The 15085-nt window shown below is 70.0% G+C and carries 15 protein-coding genes; 1 reads left to right on the top strand and 14 read right to left on the bottom strand.

The window, feature by feature from the left end:
• Window positions 1–91 precede the first annotated feature (91 nt).
• The 10 genes from V7004_RS11905 to V7004_RS11860 all read right to left on the bottom strand — a co-directional run bounded on the left by V7004_RS11905 (window position 92) and on the right by V7004_RS11860 (window position 8819).
• Window positions 92–616 (bottom strand): hypothetical protein, encoded by a 525-nt coding sequence (locus V7004_RS11905; protein ID WP_334144204.1) that lies wholly within the window; start codon window positions 614–616, stop codon window positions 92–94.
• Between the two features lie 17 nt (window positions 617–633).
• Complete coding sequence (locus V7004_RS11900) at window positions 634–978, bottom strand: TraR/DksA family transcriptional regulator (protein ID WP_334144203.1); 345 nt, start codon at window positions 976–978, stop codon at window positions 634–636.
• Between the two features lie 11 nt (window positions 979–989).
• Window positions 990–1943 carry a site-specific tyrosine recombinase XerD gene (gene xerD, locus V7004_RS11895; RefSeq protein ID WP_334144202.1) on the bottom strand — a complete coding sequence of 318 codons (954 nt, stop codon included), beginning with the start codon at window positions 1941–1943 and terminating at the stop codon, window positions 990–992.
• The gene (locus tag V7004_RS11890; protein WP_334144201.1) at window positions 1933–2490 is read right to left on the bottom strand and encodes an NUDIX hydrolase; all 558 of its coding nucleotides are present in this window, start codon (window positions 2488–2490) and stop codon (window positions 1933–1935) included. The genes xerD and V7004_RS11890 overlap by 11 nt, the downstream gene beginning before the upstream one ends.
• Window positions 2491–2495: 5 nt before the next feature.
• Window positions 2496–4148, bottom strand: coding sequence for a CTP synthase (locus V7004_RS11885; RefSeq protein ID WP_334144200.1), 1653 nt, complete (start codon window positions 4146–4148; stop codon window positions 2496–2498).
• A 151-nt stretch (window positions 4149–4299) separates the two neighbouring features.
• A complete protein-coding gene (gene recN, locus V7004_RS11880; RefSeq protein WP_334144198.1) occupies window positions 4300–5868 on the bottom strand; it encodes a DNA repair protein RecN in 1569 nt (522 codons plus the stop codon).
• Window positions 5868–6728, bottom strand: coding sequence for an NAD(+)/NADH kinase (locus V7004_RS11875; RefSeq protein WP_334144197.1), 861 nt, complete (start codon window positions 6726–6728; stop codon window positions 5868–5870). Before V7004_RS11875 ends, recN begins: the two co-directional genes overlap by 1 nt.
• Window positions 6728–7522: a TlyA family RNA methyltransferase gene (locus tag V7004_RS11870; protein WP_442968053.1), complete on the bottom strand. Its 795-nt coding sequence runs from the start codon at window positions 7520–7522 to the stop codon at window positions 6728–6730. The genes V7004_RS11875 and V7004_RS11870 overlap by 1 nt, the downstream gene beginning before the upstream one ends.
• Before the next feature lie 76 nt (window positions 7523–7598).
• Window positions 7599–7991: a phasin family protein gene (locus tag V7004_RS11865; protein WP_334144195.1), complete on the bottom strand. Its 393-nt coding sequence runs from the start codon at window positions 7989–7991 to the stop codon at window positions 7599–7601.
• A 9-nt stretch (window positions 7992–8000) separates the two neighbouring features.
• Window positions 8001–8819, bottom strand: coding sequence for an HAD-IIA family hydrolase (locus tag V7004_RS11860; protein ID WP_334144194.1), 819 nt, complete (start codon window positions 8817–8819; stop codon window positions 8001–8003).
• A gap of 61 nt (window positions 8820–8880) precedes the next feature.
• Between V7004_RS11860 and V7004_RS11855 the strand changes: the two genes are divergently transcribed.
• The gene (locus V7004_RS11855) at window positions 8881–10104 is read left to right on the top strand and encodes a DUF1015 domain-containing protein (protein WP_334144193.1); all 1224 of its coding nucleotides are present in this window, start codon (window positions 8881–8883) and stop codon (window positions 10102–10104) included.
• A 49-nt stretch (window positions 10105–10153) separates the two neighbouring features.
• Here the strand turns inward: V7004_RS11855 and V7004_RS11850 are convergent, their stop codons facing one another.
• The 4 genes from V7004_RS11850 to V7004_RS11835 form a co-directional block, all read right to left on the bottom strand.
• Complete coding sequence (locus V7004_RS11850; RefSeq protein ID WP_334144192.1) at window positions 10154–11173, bottom strand: 2-oxoacid:ferredoxin oxidoreductase subunit beta; 1020 nt, start codon at window positions 11171–11173, stop codon at window positions 10154–10156.
• A complete protein-coding gene (locus V7004_RS11845) occupies window positions 11166–13040 on the bottom strand; it encodes a 2-oxoacid:acceptor oxidoreductase subunit alpha (RefSeq protein WP_334144190.1) in 1875 nt (624 codons plus the stop codon). The genes V7004_RS11850 and V7004_RS11845 overlap by 8 nt, the downstream gene beginning before the upstream one ends.
• 177 nt (window positions 13041–13217) lie before the next feature.
• On the bottom strand, window positions 13218–14270 hold the full coding sequence (locus tag V7004_RS11840) for a class I fructose-bisphosphate aldolase (RefSeq protein WP_334144188.1): 1053 nt from the start codon (window positions 14268–14270) through the stop codon (window positions 13218–13220).
• Between the two features lie 169 nt (window positions 14271–14439).
• A partial coding sequence (locus tag V7004_RS11835) for a tetratricopeptide repeat protein (protein WP_334144187.1) occupies window positions 14440–15085 on the bottom strand: 646 nt, incomplete at its 5' end.

Below are 15085 nucleotides of genomic sequence, written 5' to 3'. Positions count from 1 at the left end.
CCCCAGCACGCGTTTGACCTGCCAGAACGACCGACTGCGACGGATTGGGCTCCCAGAGCAGCGCGACCGAGCGGAACGAGATCCAGATCCGTCAGTCGTCGTCGGCGGCCCGCAGGGCGTGACCTACCTCGGCGGGAACCGTCCACTCGTCCGGTGGTCGGTGGTGTTCCCGGGCCCAGGCGACAGTGAGCGGGTCGCTACCCGCCAGCGCAAGCAGGTCGGCGCCGAGTCGATCGTGCTGGAGGTACAGGCCCACCCGACGGGTGAAGCCGCGGGTCCGGGTCCAGTCGCCGATCACCTCCGGATCTCGCCGCACGACCGCCCCGGAGAGCGTCGCCACCACCCGGCCGTAGGTGCGGAGGTTGGCGTCGAGCTTGCCGACGTCGTGTAGGAGCGCGGCGGCGAGCACCGGGCGGGTGGCACCCGCACCCAGCATCGTCTCCACTCGGCGGGCGACTCGGACGCCATGGCGCCGATCTGCGTTGCCCATCCTCCGCCAGAGATCCCGCTCCGCAGGCAGCAACCAGCGCTCGGCCCACTCGGCGTCCGACCGGCGCGGGCCGCCAGGCCGAAGTGATCCGAAGAACCGGCGAGCGAGGTGGATCGGGCGCGCCACGGACCCTGCCCGGGGCGTCAGCCAGCGTGCTCGATGCAGAACCTCGTGGCCGGCATCACCTCGAGCCGCGCTTCACCGATCGGCTGGCCGCACACCTCGCAGCGCCCGTAGGTGCCTGCGTCGAGCTTCTCGATGGCCCGCTCCACGTCCGCGAGCTGGTCACGCAGCTGCGCGGCGAGGGTCTGGTACTCCCCTTGCTCCGCCGCCACCTGCGCGCTGTCGGCGAAGTTGTCGTCGAACTGCAGCGAGGACTCGTCCCGGCCGAGCTCCCGGATCTGGGCGCGCAGCTGCGCCGCCTCGGCATCGAGCGCGGCACGGATCGTCGTCTCAGCTTCACTGCTCAGGTCGGCGTCTGGGCTCATGATCTACCAGGCTAGTCCCTCGTCTCGAGCCTGGCGCGTGGATGCGCCGATTCGTACACGGCGCGCAGCCTTTCCGTGGATACCAGTGTGTAGACCTGGGTCGTGCTGATCGAGGCGTGACCGAGCAGCTCCTGCACGGCGCGGATGTCCGCACCGTGATCGAGCATGTGGGTAGCACAGGAGTGACGTAGCACGTGGGGTGTGAGGCGGGCACCGAGGCCCGCGGCCACCCCGTAACGACGCACGATTCCCCACGCGCCCTGACGCGACAACCGCGCGCCGCGCTGGTTCAGGAACACCGCGTCGGCATCCGTACGGCGGGACCAGCGCTGGGGCAGCAGCCGCTCCCGCCCGTCAGGCCCCAGCCAGGCCACGAGTGCAGCCCGAGCGAAGCGACCGAGGGGCACGACCCGCTCCTTCGCCCCCTTTCCGTAGACCCGCATGAGCCCCGCCTCGAGGTCGAGGTCCCCGAGCGACAGCCCGACCAGCTCGGAGATGCGTACTCCCGTGCCGTAGAGGACCTCGAGGATCGCGCGATCCCGGCGAGCGGGAGGCTCGTCCCCGACCACTTGAGCCAGTAAGCGCTCCACCTCCGCCTCCGTGAGCGCCTTCGGGAGGCCCCGGGGCACCCGGGGCACGTCCACGACCGCGGCGGGATCGCCCTCCCGATGCCCTTCCTCAGCCAGAAACCGGTGCAGAGCCCGCACCGCGACCAGCGCCCGAGCCACCGAGGAGGGTGCTCGGCCAAGATCGCGCAGGTGGGCGACGTAGCGGTTGATGTCATGCTCGGCCACGCCGTCGAGTGCCACCGCATGCTCGGCCAGCCAGCCGCAGTAGGCCCGCAGGTCTCGCCGGTAGGCCGCCAGGGTATTGGGGGATCGACCTCGCTCAGCCACGAGCCACGTGAGGAACTCCTCCGCTTCGAGCGGGAGTGGAGGCGGTGCGGGTGCAGGATCAGCGGCCAAGGCGGCGGGCAGCGAGGGTCAGCCCGATGACGGTCTTGGCGTCGGTGATCGCGCCAGCGTCGATCATGGCCAGGGCTTCGTCGAGGGCGACGAGCTCGATGGTCATGTGCCGCTCCTCGACACCTTGCCGGTCGACCGCCACCTGCTCGAGACCCCGAGCCAGGAACACATGGGAATGCTCGTCGCAGAAGCCGACCGAGTTGTGGAACGTCACCAGCTTCTCGAGCGAGCCGGCGCGCAACCCGGTCTCCTCCTCCAACTCCCGTCTCGCCGTCACCTCCGGCGGTTCACCCTCGACGTCGCGCTTGCCCGCCGGGATCTCGAGCAGCTCCCGCCCGAGCGGCGCCCGAAACTGCCGCAGGAGCACCACTCGGCCGTCGTCGTGCAGGGCCACCACCGACACCGCTCCGGGATGATGGACGATCTCCCGCTCGAAACGATGGCCGTCGGGAGCCTCGAACGTCCCGATGGCCAAAGAGATCACCGAGCCCTCGTACAGGGTCCGCTCCCCCAACGAACGGAAGCCGGTGCCACCGGGGCCGGGCACGGGGATCAGACGGTGCCCGCGATCCGCTCGTCGTCGAGGTAGAGCAGATGCGGGTTCCGGCCTTCGGCGCGGGCCAGCGCCGCACCGACGAACTCGCGGAACAGCGGGGCAGGATTGTCGGGCCGGCTCTTGAACTCCGGGTGGGCCTGGGTACCGATCCAGAAGGGGTGGTCGGCGAGCTCGATGAACTCGACCAGCCGACCGTCCGGCGAGGTGCCCGAGCAGACGAAGCCTGACCCCTCGAACTTCGCTCGGTACTTCGGGTTGAACTCGTACCGGTGGCGATGGCGTTCGGAGATCACCTCCTTGCCGTACGCCTGCGCGACCCGCGAGCCGGGTAGCAGCATGGCGGGGTAGGCACCGAGGCGCATGGTGCCGCCCAGATCGGTCACGTCCCGCTGACTCTCCATCAGGTCGATCACCGGGTGCGGGGTCTGCGGGTTGATCTCGCTCGAGTTGGCATCGACCAAGCCGAGCACGTTGCGAGCGAAGTCGATCGTCATGGCCTGCATCCCGAGGCACAGCCCGAGGCACGGCAGGTCGTGCTCGCGGGCATAGGTGGCCGCCGCGATCTTGCCTTCGACTCCCCGCTCGCCGAAGCCGCCGGGGATGACGATCCCGTCGAGGTCCCGCAGCCGCCCATCGGCCAGCAGCCCCTCAACCTGCTCGGCCTGGATCCAGTCGATCTCGATGGCCGCCCCGTGGTGGAACCCGCCGTGCTTGAGTGCCTCGACGACGGACAGGTAAGCGTCGGGTAGGCTCACGTACTTGCCGATGATGCCGACCCGCACCGGCCGGGTGGCGTTTTCGATCCGGTCGATCAGGATCTCCCACGACGACAGGTCGACGTCCCGGTCGCCGAACCCGAGCAGCTTGCAGACCACCTCGTCGAGACCTTCCTCGTGCAGCACGAGGGGGATCTCGTAGAGGCTGCGGGCGTCGGCCGCGTTGACCACCGCTCCCACCTCCACGTCGCAGAGGTTGGAGATCTTGCGCTTGAGCTCCGCCGAGATCGGGCTCTCGCTGCGGCAGACGATGGCGTCGGGCTGGATGCCCCGGCTGCGCAGCTCAGTGACTGAGTGCTGGGTGGGCTTGGTCTTCTGTTCGCCCGACGGCCCGATGAACGGCACCAGGGTCACGTGCACGTAGCACACGTTCTCGCGGCCCACGTCGAGGCGGAACTGCCGGATGGCCTCGAGGAAGGGGAGGATCTCGATGTCACCGACCGTGCCGCCGATCTCGGTGATCACGACGTCGACCTCGTCACCCGCCAGCCGGGTGATCCGCCGCTTGATCTCGTCAGTGATGTGGGGGATCACCTGGACGGTCTTGCCGAGGTAGTCCCCACGACGCTCCGCCGCGATCACCGCGGAGTAGATCGAGCCGGTCGTGGCGTTCGAGTCCCGCGACAGGCTCACGTCAACGAAGCGTTCGTAGTGACCCAGGTCGAGGTCGGTCTCGCCCCCGTCGTCGGTCACGAACACCTCCCCGTGCTCGAACGGGTTCATGGTGCCCGGGTCGACGTTGAGGTACGGGTCGAGCTTCTGCATGGTGACCCGCAGCCCTCGCGAACGCAGCAGGCGACCGAGGGAGGATGCAGTGAGCCCCTTGCCGAGCGAGCTGGCCACCCCGCCGGTCACGAAGATGTGCTTCGTCACTGCCCCGTCCTCCTCGGCCGCGTCATCCAGGACGGGACCTCACCCTAACGCGCTCGGTCGACAACCCGGTGCATCCCGGTGCGTCTCGGTGCAGCACGTCCCGACCCCAGGTAGGTCACCGACCGACGCGGCACCGACCGCCCGGCGTAGCTCACACCGAGCCGAGCAGCTCCCGGGCATGCTGGCGAGCCGACTCGGAGTCTGGCGAACCCGAAAGCATCCGGGCCAGTTCAACGGCCCGATCCTCGCCGCCCACCTCACGCACCGTGGTCGAGGTCTGCTCCCCCTGCACCCGCTTCGTGACCACGACGTGCCGAGCGGCGACGGCGGCAACTTGTGCGAGGTGGGTGACCACCAGCACCTGGTGACGATCGCCGAGCGCGGCCAGTGCTCTGCCGACCGCCGTGGCCGCCTCCCCGCCGATGCCAGCGTCGACCTCGTCGAAGACCAGCGTGTCGGGGGCCTCGGTGAGCACCAGTCGCAGCGCGAGCATGGTGCGGGCCAGCTCACCGCCCGACGCGACCTTCGACAAGGGAAGGAGCGGTGAGCCCGGGTTGGTCGACAGCAGGATGGTGACCTCATCGCCCGGATCGTCGCCCACCTGTACCTCCAGGCGGGCCTTCGCCAGGGCCAGCTCACGCAGGTTGGCCTGCACCGCCTCGGCCAGAGCCGGCGCCGCCCGCCGGCGGGCCCGGCCGACGGCCCGCTCGGCCCGGGTCACCGCCGCCCACGCCGCTTGCCGCTCGGCCTCCAGCCGGGCAGCAGTGGCCTCGCGAGCCATGAGCGCGTCAAGCCGGGAGCTGGCCTCCTCCCGGAACGCCAGCACCTCCGTGAGGGTGTCGCCGTACTTGCGCCGCAGGTCGTGGAGCAGCTTCCGGCGCGATCGCACCTGCTCGAGGCGCGCGGGGTCCTCCTCGATCAGCTCCACCGTCGCCCGCAGGTCGCTGGCCACGTCCGCCAGCTCCGCGGCCAGGCCTCGCAGCCGCTGCTCGACCGGCGCGAACGGCGCCCGCCCGTCCAGGGCCCTGATTGCCGCACCCAGCCCGTCCACGGCTCCGCCGTCCCCCGACAGCGAGGTCAGGGCCGCCTCCGCCGCTTCCCGATGCTCGAGCGCGCCGGCGAGGACCTCCTCTTCGGCTTCGAGCTGCTCGTCCTCGGTCGGGTCGACGATCGCGGCGGTGTCGATCTCGGCCACCTGGAAGCGCAGGAGGTCGACCAGGCGAGCCCGCTCACGCTCGTCACCTCCGAGGGCCGCGAGCTGTTCGTCGATGTGCGCCAACCGTTGCCGGGCCTCCGCGAGAGCGGAGAGGTCGACCTGACCGAACCGGTCGAGCGCACCCCGTTGCACCCTGGCCGCCAGCAACGACTGGTGGGCGTGCTGGCCGTGAAGATCGACGAGTGCCCGACCCAGCTCGCTCAGCTCCGACACCGTGGCCAACCGCCCGTTCACGTAGGCGCGCGACCGCCCCTCGCGGGGGATCACTCGGCGAAGCACGATCTCCTCGTCGCCAGTGACAAAGCGCCCCTCGACCAGGGCTTCCGTGGCGCCCGGCCGCACCACGGTCGGATCCGCCCGCCCACCCACCAGCAATTCGAGGGCGTCGACGAGCATCGTCTTGCCAGCCCCGGTCTCACCGGTGAGCACCGTCATGCCCGGACCGAGCACCAGCGAGACGTGCTCGATCACCCCGAGATCGGACACGGCAAGCTCCTCGAGCATCAGCGGTCCCCGAGCTTGAACTTCGCCTTCAGGATCCCGTGGAAGTCACGGGGGCCGAACACCACCAGCCTCGCCACGTGGTCTGATGCCGTACAGGTCACCGAGTCCCCCACCGCGAGCTCACCCAGACCCCGGCCGTCGACCGACAGCGTGGCCGGTCGGGTTCCCGCCACGGTGATCCGTATGCGGGTGTCCGGCTGGAGCACGAGGGTGCGATCGAAGAGCATGTGCGGCGAGACCGGGGTGAGAAGGATCGCCCGGTGCGTTGGCTCCACGATCGGCCCGCGCACCGACAAGGCGTACGCGGTCGAACCGGTCGGTGTGGCCACGATGAGCCCGTCGGTGGTGTACGGGGTGAAGAAGCGGCCGTCGATCTCCACGTCGAGGCGCACGGTGTGCCCGCCAGGGGTCTTCTCCAGCACCGCGTCGTTCAAGGCGATGGCTTCGGTGGCGGTGACCGAGCCGGAGCTGGCGTCGAGATGCACCGCGAGCAACATGCGCTGCTCGATCGCGTAGTCCCCTCTGAGGAACCGGGCCAGCGCGTGGCGCAGCCCGGCGGGCTCGACTTCGGTGAGATAGCCGAGCTGGCCCAGGTTCACCCCGATCACCGGGACCTCGCTGGCCGCCACCATGGCCACGGTCCGCAGCATCGTGCCGTCCCCCCCGAGACTCACCGCGGCGTCGAGACCCGACAGAATCTCCTCTGGGCCGTGCCCGGTCGGGTCGAGCCCCGCCACCGCAGCGTCCTCGTCGGTGAGGCGGACCTCGTGACCCTCCTGCTCGAGCCAGGCCGCAGTGTCTCGTGCCAGCTCCGCTGCGTCCGGCCGGTCGTGGTGGACGACGAAGGCGATGGTGGCCATCAGCTGCTCCGGAGCCGGGCCGCGTCGGCGATCACCCGATCGAGATCGATGCCGTCCGGGTGGCATGCCACCTCTCCGAAGCGGTTCGCACCGGGGAGGCTGGTCGCGGCGTGGAGCCACACGAAGAACTCCACGTTGCCCTCGGCTCCCGGGAGGGGCGACACCATGGCGCCCATGATGATCGCTCCTCGCTCGGCGAACGCGGCAATCACATCCTCGAGCACCCTGCGCCACACCGACGGATCACGGATGACGCCCCGACCGCGGTCCGCCTCGACCCGCCCAGCCTCGAACTGCGGCTTCACGAGCAGCACCAGCACACCTCCAGGTGCCGTGCAGGTCACCAGGGTGCGGGCGACCGTGCGCAGGGAGATGAACGACAGGTCCGCGACCACGGCGTCGAACGGTGCTCCCAGCGCTGCAGGGTCTGCATAGCGCACGTTGGTTCGCTCGATCACCTCGACCCGAGGATCGTGCCGGAGCCGTTCGTGCAACTGCCCGTAGCCGACGTCGACTGCCACCACCCGGGCCGCACCCCGCTGGAGCAGGCAGTCGGTGAATCCGCCCGTGGACGCGCCCGCATCCAGGAGCCGCCAGCCGGTGACATCGAGACCGAAGCCCTCGAGGGCGGCCTCGAGCTTGTCGCCTCCCCGGCTGACGTAGCGAGGGCCGTCCCCGAGGAGCCGGATTGCTTCGCCCGCGTCGACCAGACGGGACGGCTTGTCCGCCGGGGCCCCGCCGACCAGCACCCGCCCGGAGGAGATCAACGCTCTCGCCTGCTCGCGGCTGGTCACCAGGCTCCTGCGGACGAGCTCCACGTCGAGGCGGCGGCGAGTGCTCGTGGGAGTGCTCCGTCGTTCCCGGGCGGGTCTACTGGCGAGGCTCCGCAAGCCTCTCGGCCGCGGCCTTCTTGGTGGCGGCCTTCTTGGTGGCAGCCTTCTTGGTGGCCGACTTCTTCGCCGCCCGTGACGGCACCGGCGCCGCACCCCCGGCCTGCAACGCCTCGATCTTGCGCTCCAGCCGGCGGATGTCGGCTTGCGTGGCCAGGCCGAGCGCGGCGAGCCGGGCCGTGATCTGCCGGTCGACCGCCTCGGCGACCCGCTCGCTGTTCTCCCGGCTGCGCTGCACGAGATCCTGCAGGGCCTGCTGGACCTGAGCGGACTGCTCTTCGGTGGCCTTCGCCACCTCGCGTACCGCCGCCTCGAGGCGATCCTGGGCCCGCTGCGTGACCTTCAGCGCGCTCTTCACCGGGTTCTTGGCCATGGGGGCAGGCTAGGACCGGGCGCCGCCACGCGGCAACGGATCCGTGCCGGGCAAACCCGCCGTTCCCCGATCAGCGTCGCCGAGGACGAGGCACGCCAGGTCCCGGGCGATCACGTCCGGGGACGCCTGCACCGGGAGCTGTTCCTCGGTCGTCACCCCGCTGAGGACCAGCGCGAACCGGAATCCCAGCGCCCGCGCGAACCGGCCGTCGGTCTCGGGGCGATCTCCCACGACGGTGCCCTCCCCACCCACGTGCTGACGTACGAGCTCGCAGATGGGCGGGTGGGGCTTGCCGGCGACCGTCGCCGTCACCCCGGTGGCCCGCTCGATCGAGGCCAGGATCGCGCCGCCGCCGGGGATCGGCCCCTGGGGCGTCGGGTAGGTGGCATCGTCGTTCGAGGCGATCAGGCGGGCACCTCGCCGAACGGCGGTGGCGGCCGCGGTCATGCGCGCGTAGTCGAACGCGGGGTCGTAGCCCACCAACACGGCGTCCACCACCGCGCCGGGGGGCGGCTCCGCCGCCGGCACGGCCAGCGCGCCTCGCGACTCGACGGCCTCGACCAGGCCCGGACCGCCGCACACCAGCACCCGCTCCCCCGGCTGCACCAGGGCCCCCGCGGCCGACGCGGAGGTGACGACATCGCCCTCCGCGGCGATGCCCATCCCAGCGAGCTTGCCCACCACGTCGGCCACCCGGCCATAGGACATGTTGGTGACGAAGACGACCCGCTCCCCGGCATCCCGCAGCGCCCGGATGGCCGCTGCCGCCCCGTCGATCGGCTGATCCCCGAGCCAGACGACACCGTCGAGGTCGAGCACCCATCCCATCCGGCGATCGTGACACACCCCACCGACCGCCGGGTCCCTCGCTGCCTGGTAGACAGGGGCGGTGCCCCGATTCGAGCCCTTCCGCGGGATCCACTACGACCTCGACCGCATCGATCTGGCCGACGTCACCGCGCCGCCCTACGACGTCATCGATCCCCATCTGCGGGCCACGCTCGCCGCCCGCCATCCCGCCAACGTGGTCCACGTCGACCTGCCCGCCCATCCCGATGGCGGCGGCGACGCCTACCGACACGCGGCCGCGACGTTCCGACGCTGGCTCGACGACGGCACCCTCCTGCAGGACCCGGAACCCGGCTTCTACGTCTACCGGGTCGACTACCTCGACGATCACGGTCGGTCGCGCCACACCACCGGGGTCTACGGCGCGCTGGAGCTGAGCCCACCGGGCGAGATCCCCGCCGGTGATGGGCAGCCGATCCTCCCGCACGAGCTCACCACCCCCAAAGCCAAGAGCGACCGCTTGGCCCTCCAGCGAGCCACCCGGGCGAACCTCTCCGCCGTGTGGGGCCTCTCCCCGGCCGCTGGCCTCACCGACCTGCTCGACACCACGAGCGCCCCACTGGCCCGCTGGACGGACGGCGACGGGGTCACCCATTCGCTGTGGCGCACGACCGACGAACAACGGTTACAGGCCATCCGAGCGGCCGTCTCGGGGGCACCGGTGGTCATCGCCGACGGGCACCACCGCTACGAGACCGCCCTGCGCTACCTGACCGAGCAGGGGGAGGAAGCTGCGCACGGTGAACTCGCCTCGGGCCCGGCTGCGGTGATGACCTGGGTCGTGGAGCTTGCTGATGACGAGCTCTGCGTCCAGCCGATCCATCGCCTCCTGTGCGGGCTGCCCGCCGGCTTCGACGTCGCCGGCGCCCTCTCGTGGGCGTTCGAGATCGGCGAACCCGTCGAGGTGGAGCCTGACATCGTCGGTCGCATGCAGCAGGAGGGATTCCTGGTGCTGGTCGAGCCGGACCGGGCCGTCGCCCTCCGACCGAGGACCGAGGTGTTGGCCTCGACCCGAGACCTGGACAGCTGCCGGCTCGAGGTGTCACTCAGGCCGCTCCCACCCCATGACGTGGTCTACCAGCACGGCGTCCGCCAGGTCGTCGACCGGGTGCGCAAGGGGGAGGCGAGCGCGGGTGTCCTGCTGCGGCCGGCGACCGTCAGGCAGATCGTCGAGATCGCTCAGGGGGGCGAGCGCATGCCCCCGAAGACGACCTTCTTCCACCCGAAACCCGCCACAGGCGTGGTCTTCCGCTCCCTGGGCTGAGGACGCCCGCCCGCGGCACAGCCCGGCGGAGCGAGCCCGGTCTGCTCGTCTACTCGACGGTCCAGGTGGCGCCGCTGTGCAGGAGCGCCTGGAGGTCGCCCGGCCCCTTCTGGCTCTGCGCGGCGAGCAGCTGCCGGTCGGTCTCCTCCACGTACTCGGGGTGCTCGACGGCGCGGAACACACCGATCGGCGTGGGCTCGTGGGGGCCGTGCGAGAGCCGCGACAGCATGAACCCGAGACCCCGGTCGTTCTTCTCGTCGTGCACGAGGATGCGGTCCTCGCCCACCTCGGCCACCTCGACGAGGTGCAACCTGCCGTCGGTGCCGAGCATGACGCCCTTCTCGCGTGCCTTGCCGAAGCGGATGGGCTGGCCGTGCTCGAGCGGGATGAGCATGTCGTCGCGGTTCGACCTGGCGGTGATGCTCTCGAATGCACCGTCGTTGAAGACGTTGCAGTTCTGGTAGATCTCGATGAACGCCGCGCCCTTGTGCTCGTGGGCTCGCCGGAACGTCTCCATCATGTGCTGACGATCCATGTCGTGCGTGCGGGCCACGAACGTCGCCTCGGCCCCGAGCGCCATGCTGATCGGGTTGAACGGCGTGTCGAGCGAACCGAAGGGTGTGGACTTGGTGACCTTGCCGACTTCACTGGTCGGCGAGTACTGACCCTTCGTGAGCCCGTAGATCTGGTTGTTGAACATCAGGATCTTGATGCTCACGTTCCGGCGAAGCGCGTGGATCAGGTGGTTGCCACCGATCGACAGCATGTCGCCGTCACCGCCCACCACCCACACGTCGAGATCCGGGCGGGCCATGGCCAGGCCGGTGGCGATGGCGGGAGCCCGGCCGTGGATGCCATGGAGCCCGTAGGTGTTCATGTAGTAGGGGAACCGGGCGGCGCACCCGATGCCCGAGACGAACACCGTGTTCTCGCGTCGAACGCCCAGCTCGGGCATGAGCAGCTGTACGGCGGCGAGGATCGAATAGTCACCGCACCCGGGGCACCAGCGGACCTCCTGATCGCTGGCCCAATCCTTGCGGGTCGTCGTGGGGACCGAGGTGTCAGTCATCGAGTGTCTCCAGGATGGCGGTCTCGAGCTCGCCGGCCGTGAAGGGCACGCCCTTCACCTTGTTGACCGAGCGGACATCGACGAGGTACTCGGCGCGGAGCAGCTTCGAGAGCTGGCCGAGGTTCATCTCGGGGCAGAGCACCTTGGGGTACCGACGGAGCACGTCACCGAGGTCGCTCGGGAACGGGTTCAGGTGCACGAGATGCGCCTGGGCGATCCGCCGACCACGAGCTCGCACCCGGTCGACCGCGCCGCTGATGGCTCCCCAGGTCGAGCCCCACCCGACGACCAGCAACTCCGCGTCCGCGACGTCGCCGGTCACCTCGACCGGGGGGATGTCCTTCGCGATCCCGGCCACCTTGGCCGCCCGGAGCCGGACCATGCGCTCGTGGTTGTCCGGGTCATAGGAGATGTTGCCGCTGCCGTCGGCCTTCTCGATGCCACCGATTCGGTGCATCAGGCCCGGCGTGCCGGGTACCGCCCAGGGGCGGGCGAGCGTCTCGGGATCACGCAGGTAGGGCCAGAACACCTCGTTGCCGTCGTCGTCGACGTGGTTCGGAGTGGTGGCGAACTCGACGCTGATGTCGGGCAGCGTCGACACATCGGGCAGCAACCACGGCTCGGCGCCGTTCGCCAGGTACCCGTCCGAGAGGACCATCACCGGCGTGCGGTACTTGAGCGCGATACGCGCCGCCTCGATGGCCGCGAAGAAGCAGTGCGAGGGGCTGTAGGCGGCGACGATCGGCAACGGTGACTCGCCGTGGTGCCCGTACATGGCCAGCAGCAGGTCGGCCTGTTCGGTCTTGGTGGGCAGTCCGGTGGAGGGGCCGCCCCGCTGGATGTCGATGATCAGCAACGGAAGCTCGAGGCTGATCGCCAGACCGATGGTCTCGGCCTTGAGCGCCACCCCGGGGCCGCTGGTGGTCGTGCATCCGAGATGACCCCCGTAGGCGGCGCCGAGCGCGGCGCCGATGCCCGCGATCTCGTCCTCCGCCTGGAGGGTCCGCACGCCGAAGTTCTTGTGCTTGGACAGCTCGTGGAGGATGTCGGAGGCGGGGGTGATCGGGTAGGACCCGAGGAACAGCGGCAGCTTGGCGAGCTGACTGGCTGCGATGAGCCCCCAGGCCATCGCGGTGTTGCCGTTGATGTTCGTGTAGATGCCCGGCTTCTGAGGCGCGGGGCGCACTTCGTAGGGGTGGTCGAAGAGCTCCGCGGTCTCGCCGAACGCGTGGCCGGCCTTGAACGCCGCCAGGTTCGCGTCGCGCACCAGCTCGTTCTTGCCGAACTTGGCCTCGATCCAGTCCAGCGTGGGTTGCTCAGGGCGGGTGTACATCCACGAGAGGAGGCCCAGGGCGAAGAAGTTCTTGGAGCGGTCCGCGTCCCGGGGCTTGACCCCGAGCGGTTCGCAGGCCTGCTTCGTGAGGCTGGTCATCGGCACCTCGTAGACCGTGTAGCCCTTGAGGCTGCCGTCGACCAGTGGGTTGCTGTCGTAGCCGGCTTTGGCCAGGTTGCGCTCGTCGAAGGTGTCGACGTTGACAATGATGGTGCCACCGGGCTCGAGCTTGGGCAGCTCGTTGCGCAACGCAGCCGGATTCATCGCCACCAGCACGTTCGGCGCGTCGCCGGGCGTGGTGATGTCGTGATCGGAGATGTGCACCTGGAACGCTGACACGCCGGCGAGCGTGCCGGCGGGTGCCCGGATCTCGGCGGGGAATTCAGGCAAGGTCGCCAGATCATTCCCGAGCAGGGCGCTCGCGCTGGTGAAGCGGTCGCCGGTGAGCTGCATCCCGTCGCCCGAGTCGCCGGCGAAGCGGATGATGACCCGGTCGAGCTCCTCGGGCGCGGTGCGCTCAGCAGTATCGGACACGAGAACCCCTTTGTTCCGTGGAAACCTGTTGTGGAGGAGGTACGTGTGGGCGCCGAATCAGGCGCCGACGGTCACTGTATCGCCGCCTGCCGGCGACCTCGCGCACGCCCCGCAGGCCGGCACCGGTTCGGCACCGGCGCGGCACCGGCGCCTGCCGCCGGAGCGGGTGACGGTCGGTCAGGCGACGGTCACGGAGTCGTCGAGGTAGACGTCCTGGATGGCGTTCAGCAGCTCAACGCCTTCGGCCATCGGACGCTGGAAGGCCTTGCGGCCGCTGATGAGGCCCGTGCCGCCGGCGCGCTTGTTGATGACCGCCGTGCGGACCGCGTCGGCCAGATCGCTCGCACCCTTCGACTCGCCGCCGCTGTTGATGAGGCCGATCCGCCCCATGTAGTTGTTCACGACCTGCCAGCGAGTCCAGTCGATGGGGTTCTCCGCCACCAGCTCCCCGTAGACGAGCTTGCTCGTCTTGCCGAAGCCCACGGCGTTGTACCCGCCGTTCTTCGTCGGCTGCTTCTGCTTGATGATGTCCGCCTCGATGGTGACGCCCATGTGGTTGGCCTGTCCCGTGAGATCTGCGCTGTCCTCGTAGTTCACGCCGTCGACCTTGAAGTCCGGGTTGCGCAGGTAGCACCACAGCACGGTGAACATGCCGAGCTCGTGCGCCTGCTGGAACGCCTCGCTCACCTCGACGATCTGGCGGTGGGACTCGGCCGAGCCGAAGTAGATCGTGGCCCCCACACCGGCGGCTCCGAGGTTCCATGCCTCCTCGACCGAGCCGTACATGATCTGGTCGTAGGTGTTCGGGTAGGAGAGCATCTCGTTGTGGTTGAGCTTCACGATGAAGGGGATGCGATGGGCGTAGCTGCGTGAGCACAGGCCCAGCACGCCGAAGGTGGTGGCCACCGCGTTGCAACCCCCTTCGATGGCCAACTCGACGATGTTCTTCGGATCGAAATACTTGGGGTTCGGCGCGAACGAGGCCGCACCGGAGTGCTCGATCCCCTGATCGACCGGCAGGATCGACAGGTAGCCCGTGCCGCCGAGGCGGCCCGCGGCGAACATGGCCTGCAGGTTGCGCAGGACCTGCGGGGACCGGTCGGAGTCCCGGTACACCCGGTCGACGATGTCCGAGCCCGGCAGGACCAGGTCCTCCTTGGGGATGCCCTTGCACTCGTAGGTGAGCAGCTGCTCGGCTTCGTCGCCGAGGAGCGCTTGGATGTCGGTCATGCCACTCCCTCTCGAAGTCGACTGACGAGGTGAACGGGTTCGCGGAGCAGGCTCGAAAGGCCTCGAGGCAACAGTAGCGAGCCGTCCCCGACCGGACCGAACCTGGCGGCGCTGCTCGGTGGCGCCGCCCGCGTTTGCGGAGCGGCCTGGCGCCGCCTGGCGCAGGCCTTCAGCGAAGAGCCCGGACCCGGTCGTCGACGTCAGCGAAGTCCGGGGCGTCGCGCTGGATTCGAGCGAACAGCTCCCGGCTCCGAGCGAGGTCGCCGGCGCGCTCGTAGAGGTCCGCGAGGGCGTAGGCCCGCCGCAGATGGTGGACCTTGGGCGAGCGGGGATAGCGGAAGCCCTGCTCCAGCAGGGCGATCGCGGCCCGCAGGTCACCGCGATCCGCCCGCGCGCCGGCAGTGACGATCCGTCCTTCGGTGACCAACTCCGGTGAGGGCGCGGCCCGGCGCAGTTCCTCCCACAGCTCGTCCACCGTCTCCCAGTGCCCCAGGGCCCGATGGCAGTCGGCGAGCACCGGATGCTGCTCCGCGGACGCGGTCAGGGTCTCGAACGCTTCCAGCTCGCGGATGGCGGAGCGCCAGCGCCCCAGTCGGTACAACGTGAGCCCGTAGAGCTCACGGATGGCCGCCACGCCGGGGGCCTGGTCGGCGAGGGCCTTGAGGATCCGTGCCGCGTCCGCGAACCGTTCCGCCTGGAATGCCTCCACCGCCTCCGACAGGCGCCGCTCGATCCGCTCCCGCCGGGCGGGCTCGACCGCCCGGGTGAGCTGCTCGACGATCTCCCGGTCGAGTTCCCAGCGCGCTCCCCCGTGG

This window comes from Rhabdothermincola sp. (genome assembly GCF_036846205.1).
In the GTDB taxonomy this organism is placed as follows: Bacteria; Actinomycetota; Acidimicrobiia; order Acidimicrobiales; family Acidimicrobilacustridaceae; genus Rhabdothermincola.
Note: the sequence above shows the minus strand (reverse complement) of the source record. Positions and strands in the feature narration are given on the sequence as shown.